This is a genomic window from Methanococcoides alaskense (assembly GCF_027594145.1).
GTDB lineage: Archaea > Halobacteriota > Methanosarcinia > Methanosarcinales > Methanosarcinaceae > Methanococcoides > Methanococcoides alaskense.
Window position 1 is genome coordinate 195,784 of the sequence record NZ_JAQFFK010000003.1, and the last position, 15,338, is coordinate 211,121.

13 protein-coding genes and 1 pseudogene are annotated in these 15,338 nt (G+C 40.4%); 8 read left to right on the top strand and 6 right to left on the bottom strand.

What is annotated here, in order from left to right:
- Positions 1 to 46 precede the first annotated feature (46 nt).
- A complete protein-coding gene (locus tag PBV53_RS04675; protein ID WP_270096018.1) occupies positions 47 to 2,014 on the bottom strand; it encodes a DUF2341 domain-containing protein in 1,968 nt (655 codons plus the stop codon).
- Positions 2,015 to 2,063: 49 nt separating this feature from the next.
- Here PBV53_RS04675 and PBV53_RS04680 point away from each other — a divergent pair, with 49 nt between their 5' ends.
- Positions 2,064 to 2,219, top strand: a complete 156-nt coding sequence (locus tag PBV53_RS04680; RefSeq protein ID WP_270096019.1) for a hypothetical protein — start codon at positions 2,064 to 2,066, stop codon at positions 2,217 to 2,219.
- 51 nt (positions 2,220 to 2,270) lie between these two features.
- Here the strand turns inward: PBV53_RS04680 and hypE are convergent, their stop codons facing one another.
- Genes hypE through PBV53_RS04705 form a run of 5 tightly spaced genes read right to left on the bottom strand, consistent with a single transcriptional unit; the run spans position 2,271 to position 5,744 of the window.
- Complete coding sequence (gene hypE / locus PBV53_RS04685; RefSeq protein WP_270096020.1) at positions 2,271 to 3,332, bottom strand: hydrogenase expression/formation protein HypE; 1,062 nt, start codon at positions 3,330 to 3,332, stop codon at positions 2,271 to 2,273.
- A gap of 29 nt (positions 3,333 to 3,361) precedes the next feature.
- Positions 3,362 to 4,015, bottom strand: a complete 654-nt coding sequence (hypB, locus tag PBV53_RS04690; RefSeq protein ID WP_270096021.1) for a hydrogenase nickel incorporation protein HypB — start codon at positions 4,013 to 4,015, stop codon at positions 3,362 to 3,364.
- A 20-nt stretch (positions 4,016 to 4,035) separates the two neighbouring features.
- The gene (locus PBV53_RS04695) at positions 4,036 to 4,419 is read right to left on the bottom strand and encodes a hydrogenase/urease maturation nickel metallochaperone HypA (protein ID WP_270096022.1); all 384 of its coding nucleotides are present in this window, start codon (positions 4,417 to 4,419) and stop codon (positions 4,036 to 4,038) included.
- Between the two features lies 1 nt (position 4,420).
- Entirely contained in the window at positions 4,421 to 5,512 is a 1,092-nt protein-coding gene (gene hypD / locus PBV53_RS04700) for a hydrogenase formation protein HypD (protein ID WP_270096023.1), read from the bottom strand.
- A gap of 1 nt (position 5,513) precedes the next feature.
- Positions 5,514 to 5,744 (bottom strand): HypC/HybG/HupF family hydrogenase formation chaperone, encoded by a 231-nt coding sequence (locus PBV53_RS04705; RefSeq protein WP_270096024.1) that lies wholly within the window; start codon positions 5,742 to 5,744, stop codon positions 5,514 to 5,516.
- 172 nt (positions 5,745 to 5,916) lie between these two features.
- Here PBV53_RS04705 and PBV53_RS04710 point away from each other — a divergent pair, with 172 nt between their 5' ends.
- The 7 genes and pseudogenes from PBV53_RS04710 to PBV53_RS04740 all read left to right on the top strand — a co-directional run bounded on the left by PBV53_RS04710 (position 5,917) and on the right by PBV53_RS04740 (position 15,291).
- Positions 5,917 to 6,981: a hydrogenase small subunit gene (locus tag PBV53_RS04710; RefSeq protein WP_270096025.1), complete on the top strand. Its 1,065-nt coding sequence runs from the start codon at positions 5,917 to 5,919 to the stop codon at positions 6,979 to 6,981.
- A complete protein-coding gene (locus tag PBV53_RS04715; protein WP_270096026.1) occupies positions 6,981 to 8,768 on the top strand; it encodes a nickel-dependent hydrogenase large subunit in 1,788 nt (595 codons plus the stop codon). The genes PBV53_RS04710 and PBV53_RS04715 overlap by 1 nt, the downstream gene beginning before the upstream one ends.
- Positions 8,769 to 8,814: 46 nt before the next feature.
- Positions 8,815 to 9,309: a hydrogenase maturation protease gene (locus tag PBV53_RS04720; protein WP_270096027.1), complete on the top strand. Its 495-nt coding sequence runs from the start codon at positions 8,815 to 8,817 to the stop codon at positions 9,307 to 9,309.
- A 63-nt stretch (positions 9,310 to 9,372) separates the two neighbouring features.
- Positions 9,373 to 11,649, top strand: coding sequence for a carbamoyltransferase HypF (hypF, locus tag PBV53_RS04725; protein ID WP_270096028.1), 2,277 nt, complete (start codon positions 9,373 to 9,375; stop codon positions 11,647 to 11,649).
- A 23-nt stretch (positions 11,650 to 11,672) separates the two neighbouring features.
- Positions 11,673 to 11,789 (top strand): annotated as a pseudogene (locus tag PBV53_RS04730) (ISNCY family transposase); the annotation flags it as partial.
- 180 nt (positions 11,790 to 11,969) lie between these two features.
- Positions 11,970 to 12,365 carry a (deoxy)nucleoside triphosphate pyrophosphohydrolase gene (locus PBV53_RS04735; protein WP_270096029.1) on the top strand — a complete coding sequence of 132 codons (396 nt, stop codon included), beginning with the start codon at positions 11,970 to 11,972 and terminating at the stop codon, positions 12,363 to 12,365.
- A 1-nt stretch (position 12,366) separates the two neighbouring features.
- Positions 12,367 to 15,291, top strand: a complete 2,925-nt coding sequence (locus tag PBV53_RS04740) for a DEAD/DEAH box helicase (RefSeq protein WP_270096030.1) — start codon at positions 12,367 to 12,369, stop codon at positions 15,289 to 15,291.
- Positions 15,292 to 15,338: the final 47 nt, after the last annotated feature.

Consider the following 15,338-nt stretch of genomic DNA (forward strand, 5'->3'; position numbering starts at 1 on the left):
ATATCCATCCAATTCACATTTTCAGCTATCCTGTATGCCAACGATCTCATTGCTTCCTTAGTCTATATGTGATCGATAGCAAACCAATGATCGCAAATATAGCTTCAAATCCTGGTGTTCTCTTTTCTTCGGCCGGGGCTGTAGCCTCCAGAACTTCTTGCAGGTCTTCATGCATTAGAAGAGAAACTCCCAGGAATGCTGGATCATCAGAGTAGTAGACGTATAGACTGTTCAACAGTTCATCAACTTCTGCGTCACCATCAGATCCTTCGCTCACGACAACTGTGATCAGAGCATTTTCTCCAGCTCCTCTGATCTCTCCCATTTTTGAGGCAACAGAATCCTCTATTTCTTCAGCTGTCAGCTCGATCTCATCCATGTCATGGGTCATTAGAACAAAGAGATCAACATTGGGTGCAATGTCCTCTATACTTGACCTGTCATACACTGCCGGAATTCCTGCAGCTAATAATATCTTTCCAGCTGTTTTCTCATGGATTATTTCCAGAAGCTGTGCATTTTCCTGACACACCTGTTCCAATTCAACAGGGTCGCAGTTTTTCAGGCTTATGTATATCCCATCAAATCCTGCAAGTGATTTCGTGTTGTAATCAAGGACTTCCTCGATCACCTCAATTGAACTTTCGTTAATTCCATCTACGAAATCCTTCTTTTCATCAAGGATCATTGCATGGACCGTCATGTTATTTTCATGTGCAGACTTTATGAACCTTTCAGAGCTCCAGACATTGTTGATATCCGTTCTCAGGAACACTGTATTTATGCCACTGGCTTTTAGATCGTTTATCAGAGAAATTGAGCTGTTGTCAGGATAAGGCTCAAAGATAAAGATCGCTTTTGTTCCACCATCAAAGGCAGTCATAGTGATGTCTTTCACAGGAGGCTGAGTGACCTGTATATCACTTTCTGGCAAAGGCTCTTGCGTAACGACCTCTCCAGGCAGGACAAAGGTTGGTTCCTGTGGCGTATATTTGCGTACAAATGCATAATCCACATCCATATATCCTGTGTTATTCAAGGTACTGGCCGTACTTGAATATAGGTATAATTTCAATTCATTATCCGGGATGTGATCAATTACAGTTTCATCTTCAATGTCAGATGAATAATCCATCCTTGTGTCTCTTATCCCGTTATTGAACCATGAAACCTTTTTGAGATCATCCTCTTCATACCATGCAATACCTGATGTATACCATGTCTTCTCCGCAATACCAAGGTTTGTCAGATCTCTTGAATTGAACCTATCGTCTTTCTTGGTCAGAGTCCACGAAACCTTGCTCTCATTGGTGAGTTCTGTACGATGGACTATCATATTTTCGCGTTCATCTTGTGGGTCAACAAATCCCTGCTCCAGTGCCGGGCCTCCCGGGTCGGTCCCTGTGGAAACCTTCATTCTCTTGACAACGAACATGGAATTTATCCCAAATTTATCCCTGGAAGTTATTTTTGAAAAATCAGCGGGGTGTCTTTTCGGGGCTACCAGGCTGAGAATCCCATTGCCAATATCAATATCCCCTCCACCATTTGTTTCTGATCTCCAGTCCGTACTGCTCAAACGAGTTCCGACAAAATCATCGAAGAGATCGAACGTTGAACCCCCACTGCTAATGTCATTTGCAGCCGGATTTCCATAATGTATTGTCACATCGGTCATTCCATTAGAGGGAATAAAAGGAACTTTGATCCATATTATAGCACTCTCTGATCCAGCATCCCACTCTTCGATCCAATGAGATAATTGCTGATCGTTTCTGGAAAATCTGATATCTGCCCCATCAGGCTTTGCTTTTGAGAAATCGAAATTTGAAGGATCCAGCAGAACCTGTAGCTGGTAATTGGTTAGATCCTTACCAGAGTTCTCTTTTATTGTCATTTCTTCAGAGTAACTCCAGTCTCCTCCGCCTGCATTGGATAGAGCAAGGCCTGTTCCTGTCATTCCGGTCAAAATAATTATGGAAATGAGCATAAATAAGATTATTTTTCCTTTCATAAAATTCCCCTATCTTATTTATTACTCTGTTTTCATTTATATAATATGTGTGAAAAAGCCGGGGGACAATAACTTCTCAAATACTACTCAAAATTATGTATTACAGGAGCAGGTTGACGAACACAAGGCAGCCAAAGGCAAGCTTTTCGGTACCTTTGATGGTGTTTTCACACCAACACTGCTTACAATTCTGGGAGTGTTGTAATTAAAGAGCTTGAAAATGTTGGAAAAAAAGAAGTAGAATAAAATTCATATCTCAGCAGATCCTTGGTATCAGATCACCTGTAGGTGTATCCACATACCTCATGCTTCCAATTGTTGTTCTCATCAGGACTTTACCTGAATTCGAATCTGTTGCCTCTCCTATGATCGCAGCATCTTTGCCATACTCATGCTTACGAATTATTGATAGCACTTCTTCTGCATTTTCATCCTTTACACAAATGATCGCTTTACCTTCATTTGCTACTTCAAGAGGGTCGATGCCAAGCATTTCACAGGCAGATGATACTGATCCTCTTATAGGCAGGTCCTTTTGGTCAATAATAATTCCTGTTCCGCTTTTTTGAGCCATTTCGTTCAGTGCACCGGCAAGTCCACCACGTGTCGGGTCCTTCATGGCTGATATTGCAGGCTTGCCTTCGATAGTTCGTATTGGAATAACTGACCTTATCATATTCCATAAGGGAGCTACATCAGATACCAGATCAGTATTAAGATCGAATCCTTCCCTATGGGCCAGAAGTGATATTCCGTGATCACCTATGGTGCCTGTAAGGATTATTCTGTCACCAGGGCATAAACCACAGTCCCTTATCACTTCATACGCGATCCCGATACCTGTGGTATTGATGATGATGGAATCAAGTCCATTTCTATCTACCGTTTTTGTATCGCCTGCTATGATAGGAACACCCACCTCTTCTGCAGCTGCGTTCATGGATCGGATTATCTTCTCAAAAGAATCAAGTTCAAATCCCTCCGGCACGACCATTGCACATGTAAGGGCAAGAGGTGCAGCTCCCATTACTGCAAGATCATTAACTGTACCTGAAACAGCAAGCCTGCCAATGTTGGAATCTGGAAAGAAAGGTGGTTTTATCACGTGGCTGTCTGTGGTTATCACGATCTCATCAGATCTCTCACTATCATGAATGTTACTTGCGATGTTTATAGTTGCACCATCATCGAGATCGTCAAGCCCTACAAGTCCCGCAGATCTGTTAGTTATGTTTTTGAGGATCACGTCACGTATCAGTGTTTGCATTGCCTCTCCGCCAGCTCCGTGTTCCATCCTTACGATTTTATCTTTTGACATGATCCTCACTATCAGAAACAAGAATCCATTTATTCAATATGCGATTCGATGTACTCTATCCATCTGTCAATGCTGACCCTGTCATTTCTAGAGGTTAGCAGTATGGGTATTGATGGATTTAACTGTTCAATGTCAGCTTTCATTTTAGAAGGATCAGCAGATACAGCTTCACTGATGTCCACTTTGTTCACGATGGCAAGGTCAGAGGTCCTGAATATCATCGGATGCTTCAAAACAGTATCATCTCCCTCACTTACACTTACGACCACAATACGGACGTGTTCACCAAGTTTATAGTCCACAGGGCAGATGAGATTCCCTACGTTTTCAATGAACAGAATATCAATATCTTCAAGGTCTATATCTGCTAATGACCTTTCGACAAGTTTAGCGTCCAGATGACATTCTCGTCCGGTGTTTGCAGCTACAGTTCTCACACCAAGTTTTTCAAAACGGGATGCATCCATCTGTGCTACCACATCACCCGCAATGACCGCTATTCTGTAACGCTCTTTGAGCGAATTTATAGCCTCTTCAATAAGTGTTGTCTTCCCTGAACCTATGGCTCCCATGATGTTCATGGCAAAAATTCTGTTTTTAACTAAAAGTTTCCTGTTGCTATATGCAAGTTCATTATTGGCTTTCAGGACATCTTTGTTGATATTTACTACGTGCATTAGCATTATACTACCCCTTTCTAATTTCATATCTCGATATCTATCGTCTGAATAATGAGATCATTTCCACCTACCAGCTGAAGCAACTTGCCACATGTAGGGCAGGTCAGTCCTGTATATTCATAAAGGGGTGGCTGATCTTCACAACGAACGTTATCTGAAACCCCTGCATCTCCCCGGTATCCGCATTCACACTCTCCACATGGTGATACGAAATTCACATCGATCTTTACACCTTTGGCAATACCATCCCGGGATAGAACCTCAAGGCAGAACAATAATTGGTCCGCGTTCACATGTGTAAGTCTGCCTATTTCCAGTTCTATGGAATTTACTGCCAATGCTTTATTATTATGTGCTGTTGCAATTACAGTCTCAAATATCTCACAAGCAAGTGAATATTCATGCATTTTATATTCCTTTGTTACGTGTATATTTGTACCAGTTATAGCATGTGCCTTCCAGGCTTACCATGCAGGGGCCGACCGGATCTTCAGGAGAACATCTTCTGCCAAAGAGCGGGCATTGGGAAGGTTCAGCACGTGCTGTTAATATTTCAGCACAGATACAGCCTTCATAAAGATCATTTTCATGATCCTCGATCTCGGAAGCTCTTTTCTCATGAGAGGTCTTGTCATAGATATCAGCATGAACATTTACAGCATCGAACTGCTCAAACTCTTTTTTCAGAGCAAGGCCGGAATTTTCGATCATGCCAATTCCTCGCCAGTTACTATCGGTCTTCTTAAAGACGTGATACATAATTTCCCGGGCCTTGAGATTTCCCTCAACATTCACACAGCGTGGATATGCATTTTCCACACAAGACCTGCCGGATATGATCTGGTCCTGGACCATGGCTATGCTGAGTAGAACATCGAGAACTTCAAACCCTGTTACAACAATTGGAAATCCCTTTTCTGAGATGGGATCATATGGATCTGTGCCAATGATCGTTGACACATGTCCTGGTGCCAGGAATCCGTCTACGTTCGTATCCTGTGTGAGGATCTCCATTGCCGGAGGCATAAGTTTATGGGATGTGATAATACTGAAGTTTTCAGGTAGTCCTCTTAATGTTGCAGCGGCATTGGATGGTGCAGTAGTTTCAAACCCAATTCCAAAAAATACAATATCAAGGGCAGGGTTATCTTTTGCGATCTTTATGGCATCATCGATACTGTAGACCATACGAATATCATATCCATCCGATCTGGCATCGAATAAACTTCCCATGGTGCCCGGGACTCTCATCATATCTCCAAAGGAAGTGATCACCTTTCCGGATCTTGCCAGGGCAATTGCAAAGTCTATGTCCTTTGATGGGGTTACACAAACCGGACATCCCGGGCCGCTTAATAACTGAACGTCTTCAGAGATTATATCACGAATTGCGTATTTTGATATGGTCCTTTCATGGGTGCCACACACATGCATTATTCGAAGAGGTGTTGCATGTTCATTAATTCTTGATATAAGCTTTTGTTCAATATTTTGCATCATATCAACTGGGGTCCATCAGATCTCTTAATAATTTGAGAATTTCTTCGCTTTCTTCATCAGAGATCAATGAGATGGCATACCCTACATGAACAAGCGCATGCTTGCCTATGAGCGAACTATCAGCTCCCCCTATAAGATCAAGGTTCACCTTTCTCTTTATACCCCCGATATCCACAGTAGCTGTATTTTCATTCAGGATCGAAGTTATTTTCCCCGGAATGGCTATGCACATACTATAAAATAAGGGTATTTTGTATTTAATATGTGTTGCCTGCTGCCAATCATGTAGATTGCTATTTATGTATGGAGGCAAAATAACTACAATAGTGGGATGGGTTCTAACGATCAATTTTAGTGGGGGTATCCGGATCCATTTCAACGATAATCCATATTGAGATGATCGCTTGAGCGAAGAAAGTAAAAATTCAGGTAGCAGTGCCAATGATCTTGATTTCTTAAGGATGGACTGGCACAAGTTCCTTAAAGCAAGAAGGGCGGGCGCGGGGTTCAAGCTTCTGGAGAACTATAAGAACGATACTCTGGGAGATACTGATTTTCCTGTGACCCATGTCCTGTGGATACAGGGAGCCCAATGTACTGGCTGTTCTGAGTCTCTATTGGATGCTGCCAATCCGGATCTACTGAAAGCATTTGAGATACTCAACATAGATCTGGAGCGGCATGAAGCATTCCTTGCACATCAGGGGCTATTTGTGGATGGTGAGCCTGCCAATACGTCAGAACTAAATTCAGAGATCCTGCTCGATGAGATCAGTGAAAGGGGCGATTATATTCTGATGGTAGAAGGTGCGATCGCAAATGGTCCGGAAGGTTCAGGAAAATATTTCATGTCCGGAAACCGTAGCAGCAAAGAAATGTTCAAAAAGGCAGCCCAGAATGCTGACCTTATAATAGCTGTGGGGACCTGTGCTGCATATGGAGGTATCAATGTAGCCAGTAGCGACATAGTTGATATTCTGGACTATAGGGGTGTCGCGTTCACGAAGAAAGACCCATCAAAAGGGATGTTGAAGGTTCTCGGAATAGATAAACCTGTGATCAATATTCCTGGTTGTCCTCCTCATCCTGATTGGATAATGTTTACGTTAAGTGCAATTATCTCCGGTAATATCAAGATACCAGATGACCTGCCTGAGGTGCTGGATGAATTTGGCAGGCCAAAGGTGTTCTTCCCGCCGGATCATAACGTCCATAAGGACTGTCCCCGAAAGGAATTCTTCAAAAACAAGGAATTTGACAGTTGTGTTGGTGGGGAAAAATGCCTGTTGAAAATGGGATGTCAGGCCTTCCTTGCACATGCTGACTGTGCACTGCGTAAATGGAATGACGGGCATAGTTACTGTGTTCAGGCAGGTTCTCCATGTATAGCATGTGTTGAACCGGATTTTCCTGATAATGCAAGACCTCTGTATTCAAGCAAGAAAACAAAGAAAAAGGCTGATAGATAATGGTTCGCGTAACAGTTGACCCCCTTACAAGGGTGGTAGGGCCCTTAAGGCTGGATACTGAGGTTGATGAGAACGGTATCATAAAGGAAGCCAGAAGTTCCAACATGATCTTCAGGGGCTTTGAGCGTATATATCGTGGTCAGGACCCGAGGGATTCAATTCTCCTTTCACAGAGGATCTGTGGTGTATGCCCGGTTGCACACTCGATATCTGCAGTTAATGCACTTGATGAGCTATTTGGTGTTGCCCAGTCTGTTCCAAAGGATGCACTTGTTGCAAGGAACATCAATCATGGCCTGAACACGATCTCAAACCATTTACTTCATTTCTATATTCTATGGGGTCCGGACCTTGCAAATCCCGCTTATGGTGATGTGCTTTCCACTTTTGGTGACCTGGGAGGTTCGGTATGGAAAGAACTGCTGGGACGATTTGCCCCGATCAGCTATAAGATCGGTGGAGAGGTTATTCCTCCGGGTAGTTCTTATGTTGGTGTTATACCGATGAAGAAAAGACTACACGATGCCGGTGCTGTGATCGGTGGTAAAATGCCTCATCAGACCGTTATGTATCCCGGAGGAGTTACAAACAATCCAACAGCTTCGGACATTAAAACTCTGTCATCGATCATGTCTGAGGTGGTCGATTTCTTAAACACCAATGCAATACGGATGCCTTTTGAGGACTGGGTTGAGAACACTTATAAAGCGTCTTCCCCAAAGAAAGCTGTTGATTTCCTTATTGAACACCTTAATGACCTAATTGAAAACTCACTTCAGACGAATGATCTTTCGCGCTTAAATGGCTGGGGAGATGTAGAGCTCTATTCTGCATTCGGTTCGGAACTTATAGGTGAAAGATTACTAGGACTTCCGATCAGTTTCAAGCACGATAAAATGGGTGGTTATAGTGACCTTTCAAAAGTAAGCTTTCTTTCATATGGTGGTTTCTATAATGTGGACCATGAGGGCTATGACCCGACAAGCCCTTCAGGTGAACGTTTCCAGACGTCCGGTTTTATGAGCAGCTCTTTAGAGTTCCATAAATTTGATTCAAATAAGGTCACAGAAAGCGTTAAACATGCTTTCTATGACGATTACGATGGTTACAAGCATCCTTATGAGGGGACTACCGAACCATTCACTGATCCTGACCGGATCAATTATCAGAATTTCTCTGAGGAGAAATATACCTGGGCCAAAGCTCCGCGTTATGATGGGATTCCCTGCGAGGTGGGCCCGTTATCCCGCCTGCTTATTATGAAAGAGCCACTTGTCACGGGTCTTGTACAAATGTTCCGGGAAAACGGATATTCTCCTTTCAATTGTTTTACCAGAATGATAGCACGCATGCAGGAATTGTTCATTATTACCAATGAAATGATCAAATGGATAACAACAGACCTTGATCCGAATGGAAGATTCCGGGTGGATATTGTTATGTCAACGTCTAGGGATTCCAGGGGAATGGGTCTTTGTGAAGCTCCCCGGGGTGCACTGGGACATTGGCTCATAACAGATGATGATTCAAAAGTTGCCAATTACCAGATAGTTACACCGAGTACCTGGAACCTGAGTCCCAGGGACAATGAAGGGGTGCCGGGTCCTCTTGAACAGGCACTGGTAGGATGCAGGATATCTGCGGTCGATAACTGGCTGGGAGTTGATTTCAGCAATCCTACCGGTATTTTACATGTGGGAAGGTCTTATGATCCCTGTATCACATGTGCTGTCCACACCATAGACCTAACTGGGAAGAACCCTCCCGGTACATTCAGGCTGTTGTGAGATATTATATTTCATCATATGATCAGAATATACATCGGAGGCCGAAATGTCTGAATTTGATCCGTCTCTTCGCATAATCGGATGTGGGAATATTCTAATGGGGGACGATGGTGTTGGAGTTCGGGTTGTCGAGGCTCTCGAAAAAATGGGGGCCGGTATTCCGGAGGATATTGATATACTGGATGCTGGTGTATGTGGCCTGGATATCCTGAACCTGCTGGAAGATGTTGATAAGGTAATTATTGTTGATTCAATGGTTGGCAGTGGAAGTACGAAAAGAGGTTCAATTCTTCGTTTCGAACTTGAGGACCTTTTGAATAAAGACCATGAAGATGTTGGAATTTTTTCCGCTCATGATATCAGTATATCTGATATCCTGTCCATTGGGAAACATGTTCAGGACCTTCCTGAGATCATCGTTTTTGGGATCGAGATCGGCGAGGTAAAGGAGGAGCTATCAATGGACCTTAGTTCGGAGGTTCTTGATGCAGTGGAGCGGGTGATTCCGTATATTATTGAGGAAATGGTAGGAACATCTTAAGGCTAAAACACTGAGTCTACTTTCCCCGAGATCTTATATTATCTTGAACCAGGTACATTAAAGATGCAAACTCAATGCAGAAAGATCAATGTTAGCGGGGTAGTTCAGGGTGTTGGCTTTCGCCCATTCGTATATAATGTCGCAATAGAGAACGGACTCTGCGGTTATGTAAAAAATGCAGGTAATGAAGTAGAGATAGTTGCAGAAGGAGAGAAAGAGGAGCTCGAGCGTTTCCTCCACAATCTTTATTTTAAGAAGCCAACGCTATCACAGATCGACCAAATAAGAACGAAGGTTTTTCCTGTATCAGGTTTTTCTGATTTCTCGATACTTAACAGTGAACAGGATGAAACTACCAACTCCATCATCCCGCCTGACACTGCGATCTGTTCCGATTGCCTGCAGGACATGTATAATAGCAAAGACAGGCACTATCATTACCCTTTTACATCCTGTACGAACTGTGGTCCGAGATATTCTCTGGTAAGTTCTCTTCCTTTTGATAGGGAAAATACCAGTATGCTTGAATTCCCACTGTGCCCGGAATGCGGTCTTGACTACAAGATACCTTCTGACAGACGATTTCATGCACAGGCCACTTGTTGTCCAAATTGTGGTCCTGTCCTTTCATTTACTAATGGAAGCGGTGATGTCCTTGCATCCGGACATGATGCTATTATCAAATGTTCTGAACTCATAGATGATGGATCAATTGTTGCAGTCAAAGGATATGGTGGATTCCATCTTGTGTGTGATGCTAATTCAGACAGTGCGGTCCTAAAGCTCAGGAATTCTCTTGATCGTCCTGCACAGCCTTTTGCGGTGATGGCAAAAGATGTTGGAACGGTATGTTCTTTTGCCAGTATCAGTGCAGATGAAAGTTCCTTATTGCTCAGCAGGCAGCGTCCAATAGTTGTCCTGGATAAAAGTGATGATCTTTCACTATCGTGTCACATAACTCCTGATCTGCACAATATAGGGGTAATGCTACCTTACTCAGGCACACACCACCTTCTGTTCGATAATAGTGATACGGATGTTTACGTAATGACATCTGCAAATCTTCCAGGTCTTCCAATGGTGACCGATAATGGGGAGGCATTGTCACATCTCGAAAGGATCGCAGATCATTATCTTCTTCATAACTATGCTATCAGGAACAGGACCGATGACACGGTGATCAGGTCCGTTAATGGTAGAATGGCCTTTATAAGACGATCGCGGGGTTTTGTACCTGAGAGGATAGAACTTCCGTTCCCAATAGAGCCGGCGATAGGTGTGGGTCCCGAACTAAATACTACTGTTACCCTGGCAAAGAAGAACAATGCATATATTTCCCAATATATTGGGAACACAAGGCACTTTGAGACCGCTCAGTACCATAAGCAGGTTGTTTTGAACTTAGGACAATTGACAAAAATTGAGCCTGGCTTATGGGGTTGTGATCTGCATCCGGAATTCAATACCACGCGGTTCGCACAGGAAACAGGTGGGGATGACACGGTTTTCGTGCAACATCATTATGCACATATCGTCTCTCTAATGGTGGATAACCTTTTGCCGGTTGATTCAAGGATCATTGGAATTGCTCTTGACGGTGCAGGTTACGGGGAAAATGGAACAATATGGGGTGGAGAGATCCTTGAAGCCACTTATTCCGGTTATGAAAGAACTGCCCATCTTATGGAGCAGCCAATGCCTGGGGGGGATGTGGCTGCAACATATCCTTCGCGTATGCTTCTGGGAATGCTGCATGATGTTCTTGAGCCGAAAGAATTGAGGGACTTGCCTCTTTATTTTAAGCATGGCGAACCAGAACGTAACATTGCATTGGACCAACTGGAAAAAGGTATAAACCTGGCTAGAACGAGTAGTGCCGCGCGGGTGCTTGATAGTGCAGCAGCACTTCTTGGTGTCTCACATTATCGCAGTTACCAGGGTGAGCCTGCAATGAAGCTGGAATCAGTTGCAAAAAAGAGTTTACATAACGTAGATCTGCCTGTTAAGTGTAAACGAGGCGTGCTTGATACTACCAGTTTGTTGTACGATCTATACGAAAGGACCGATACATACGCAGTCTGTGATCTGGCATATTCTATAGAAGATACACTTGCATTCGGGGTTGCAGAACTTGCCATCTCATCTGCTAAAAAAAGGAACATTGATGTTATAGGACTCAGTGGCGGAGTTGCATACAACGAACACATAACAGGCCGGATCAGTGAAGTTGTTAAAGATGCCGGGTTTGAATTTATTACACATAAGAAAATTCCCTGTGGCGATGGCGGGGTATCTTTGGGACAAGTGGTGGTTGCAGGGTCCTCTGAAAGAATTTCTTGAAAACATCAATAGCATTAGATACTGAAAAACAAGTAGGTATGCACCTGCGAAACAAGAACATTGAAAATGATAGGTCCGATGAAGATCATTCACATGGGAGTGAATGTGAACGAGTACACAATCATATTAAATGGACAATTTTAGGACTATATAGTTTTGTTAATGAGTTGGGCGGGACGATTTTATTATTTTTTGATAATTCTATTATATGTTATTTTATCAGCATGTATTCTAATTGAGGCACAGGAAATCATCCCGACAATTTTAAAAAGGTTTATTAATTATTTCAGTTATCATATTTTCAGGGATGTATAAAACAAATGAAACACTATGACGTAGTTGCAGCAATAATCATGGATGATGATAAAGTTCTATGTGTTCAAAGAAATCATGGGAAGTACGATTACATTTCTTTAAAATATGAATTCCCAGGTGGAAAAATAGAACCTAATGAAACTAGGGAACAAGCATTAGAACGTGAATTATTAGAGGAACTCGATCTAAATATAGAAATAGGGAGAGAATTTCTAACTGTAAATCATCAGTATCCTGATTTTAGTATCACTATGCACAGTTTCATTTGCACTGCTTTAAATTCAACATTGAACCTGAAAGAACATATTGCGTTTAAGTGGTTAAATCCAGAAAATTTATCAACTTTGGATTGGGCTGAAGCAGATTTACCAATTATTTCAAAATTAATGAAGGAATATTAAAATGGATGAATTTTCTGAATCTTTATTAGATAGCTTGAAAACTGGTTTTATTGATCAGTCCTTTACTTCAAAAAAAGAGTATCTTCCAGAGTTATTAGTAAATGATACTGATAATGGGAAAAAAGTATTAAAGACAATAACTAGGGAACTAAAAAATTGTGACGAATTTTGGTTTTCTGTAGCATTTGCAACAAAAAGTGGTGTAACTAGTCTAATTAATTCATTCCAAGAACTTGAAAATGCTGGAATTAATGGAAAAATATTGGTATCCCAATATCAATATTTCACTCAGCCAGAAGCATTAAGGGCTTTGTCAAAATTTAAAAACATTGACTTAAAGATAGCAGTAGACTGTGATTTTCATGCAAAGGGATATCTATTCAGAAAAAGCAATAGATATAACTTAATTATTGGCAGTAGTAATCTTACAGCTAATGCATTATGCTCAAATAAAGAATGGAATTTAAAAATTTCAGCTACTCCTGATTCAAAATTGATAGTTGATTCCATCAATGAATTTAGAAATGAATTTGAAAATGCTGTATTGGTAGATGATGAATTCATTGAATCCTATGCGTTAGATTATAATTTGAATAAGAAATTCATTTCAAGTTCAAGAAAAAGCATCGAATCTCACCACAATGATTCAATAACTCCCAATTCAATGCAAAAGGAAGCATTGGAAAACTTGAAAGATTTAAGGTCAAACAATAAAGATAAAGCTTTATTAATTTCTGCAACAGGAACTGGAAAAACATATCTTTCTGCATTTGATGTAAAAGCATATAATCCGAAAAAGTTTTTATTTGTAGTTCATCGAAGAAATATTGCAGAAAATGCGATGAAAAGCTTCGAAAAAATTTTTGGCGACAGTCGAAGCATGGGTCTTTACTCAGGAAATGAAAGAGAAATTAATGCAGATTTTATTTTTTCAACAATTCAAACTATTTCTCGTGATGAACATTTAAGGCAGTTTAATGAAAGTCATTTTGATTATATAGTTATAGACGAAACTCATCGAGCAGGGGCAAAAAGTTATCAAAAAATCCTCAATTATTTTAAACCAAAGTTTTTGTTGGGTATGACTGCTACTCCTGAAAGGACAGATGGCTTTGATATCTTTTCTCAATTTGAACACACCATTGCATACGAAATACGTTTGCATAGAGCTTTAGAAGAAAAAATGTTATCGAATTTTCATTATTTTGGTGTGACTGATGTTACGGTAGATGGTCAAGTCTTAGATGAGGATGCTGCTTTCTCTTTATTAACAGCTAAAGAACGTGTGGATAGAATAATTGAAAACGCTGAATTTTATGGCTGTGATAATGGCTGTGTGAGAGGACTTATTTTTTGTAGCAGGGTTGATGAAAGTCAGGGACTGTCTGATGCATTTAATACAAGGGGATACAAGACAATTTCATTATCTGGCAAAAATAGTGAGGAAGAGCGAATTAATGCAATAAACAGATTGGAAAGTTATGATCCTTCTGAAAAATTAGATTATATTTTTACTGTTGATATCTTCAATGAAGGCGTAGATATTCCAAAAGTAAATCAAATTATTATGCTGAGACCAACAGCATCAGCCATCATTTTCGTACAGCAATTAGGAAGAGGATTGCGTAAAGCTAATGACAAAGAATATCTTACTGTAATTGATTTCATAGGCAATTACAATAATAGTTACTTAGTCCCAATTGCATTATATGGGGACACTACTTACAACAAGGATACATTGCGTAAATTGATGTTAAGTGGAAGCAGTTTAATTCCGGGTGCTTCAACTATCAATTTTGATAAAATTACGCATGAGAGGATTTTTACAGCAATTGACAAAGCGAATTTACATCTCAAAAAAGATCTTGTAAAAGATTACGAGCTTTTAAAATTCAAGATAGGTAGTATTCCTATGATGATGGACTTTGTAGAACATGGTTCTCGTGATCCACAATTATATGCAAAATATTTAAAATCCTATTTTAATTTTGTATCAAGTCAAGAGGAATCATTACAAGACAAGCTCTCTAAAAATGAAGTCAAATTACTCGAATTATTCTCAAATGAGATCGCAAACACAAAAAGAGTCGAAGAAGTTGTTATTCTCAAAAAACTGATTTCTCAAAAAATTCTGTTAAAGGAAGAATTTAAAGCAATTATTTTTGATAAATATGGAATTTCGCTTCCTGATGAAACAATAGAATCGTCTATCAAAAATATCAATTTTGAATTTGTAACTGAAAATCATAATAGAAAACTAGTGAGTGTAAGTGAAAAATATGATTTAAACATCATTTCTTATGCAAATGAAGTGATCACATTTAATAATGAATTTATAGATTTACTCAAAAATGAGACTTTCTTGCGTTTTCTAAATGATATGCTGGACTATTCCGAAACAATTTATAATCGAAATTTTGACAAAAATAAATATGTTGATGGCTTCCTATTGTATCAGAAATATTCCCGAAAAGATGTTTTTAGAATTCTGAATTGGGATAAGAATCCTTTGGCACAAAATGTTGGAGGTTATCTTATTAGTCCTCAGAAGACAAATTGTCCAATATTTGTGAACTATCACAAAGAAGAGGATATTTCGAGTACTACGAAATATGAAGATGGTTTTGTCAATAATTCTGAATTTGAATGGATGTCTAAATCTGGAAGAAAACTGGATAGCAAAGATGTTGCTACTATTAGAAATTACAGAAAGGGTCTTAGATTGCCTTTATTCATCAAAAAAAGCAATGGCGAAAGTAATGATTTCTACTATATGGGTGATGTGACCCCAATTGATGAAAGTTTCGAACAAACTAATCTGGTTGATGACAATAATAAAAATGTTTCAGTTGTAAAAGTAAAATATAGGATGAATCACCCTGTTGAAGATTCGATTTATGATTATATTACAGCACCAAGCAGTTAATAGGGCTAAGTTGGGCTAAAGCCGTCGTAGTGCTTTTTTGGGACTAC

What these genes read in the sequence shown, in the direction of transcription:
- PBV53_RS04720 (WP_270096027.1), top strand. Translation starts at nt 8,815, where the DNA reads ATGTCTGAATTTGATCCGTCTCTTCGCATAATCGGATGTGGGAATATT.
- PBV53_RS04735 (WP_270096029.1), top strand. Translation starts at nt 11,970, where the DNA reads ATGAAACACTATGACGTAGTTGCAGCAATAATCATGGATGATGATAAA.
- hypD (WP_270096023.1), bottom strand. Translation starts at nt 5,512, where the DNA reads ATGATGCAAAATATTGAACAAAAGCTTATATCAAGAATTAATGAACAT.
- PBV53_RS04740 (WP_270096030.1), top strand. Translation starts at nt 12,367, where the DNA reads ATGGATGAATTTTCTGAATCTTTATTAGATAGCTTGAAAACTGGTTTT.
- PBV53_RS04705 (WP_270096024.1), bottom strand. Translation starts at nt 5,744, where the DNA reads ATGTGCATAGCCATTCCGGGGAAAATAACTTCGATCCTGAATGAAAAT.
- hypE (WP_270096020.1), bottom strand. Translation starts at nt 3,332, where the DNA reads ATGTCAAAAGATAAAATCGTAAGGATGGAACACGGAGCTGGCGGAGAG.
- PBV53_RS04695 (WP_270096022.1), bottom strand. Translation starts at nt 4,419, where the DNA reads ATGCATGAATATTCACTTGCTTGTGAGATATTTGAGACTGTAATTGCA.
- hypF (WP_270096028.1), top strand. Translation starts at nt 9,373, where the DNA reads ATGCAAACTCAATGCAGAAAGATCAATGTTAGCGGGGTAGTTCAGGGT.
- PBV53_RS04675 (WP_270096018.1), bottom strand. Translation starts at nt 2,014, where the DNA reads ATGAAAGGAAAAATAATCTTATTTATGCTCATTTCCATAATTATTTTG.
- hypB (WP_270096021.1), bottom strand. Translation starts at nt 4,015, where the DNA reads ATGCTAATGCACGTAGTAAATATCAACAAAGATGTCCTGAAAGCCAAT.
- PBV53_RS04715 (WP_270096026.1), top strand. Translation starts at nt 6,981, where the DNA reads ATGGTTCGCGTAACAGTTGACCCCCTTACAAGGGTGGTAGGGCCCTTA.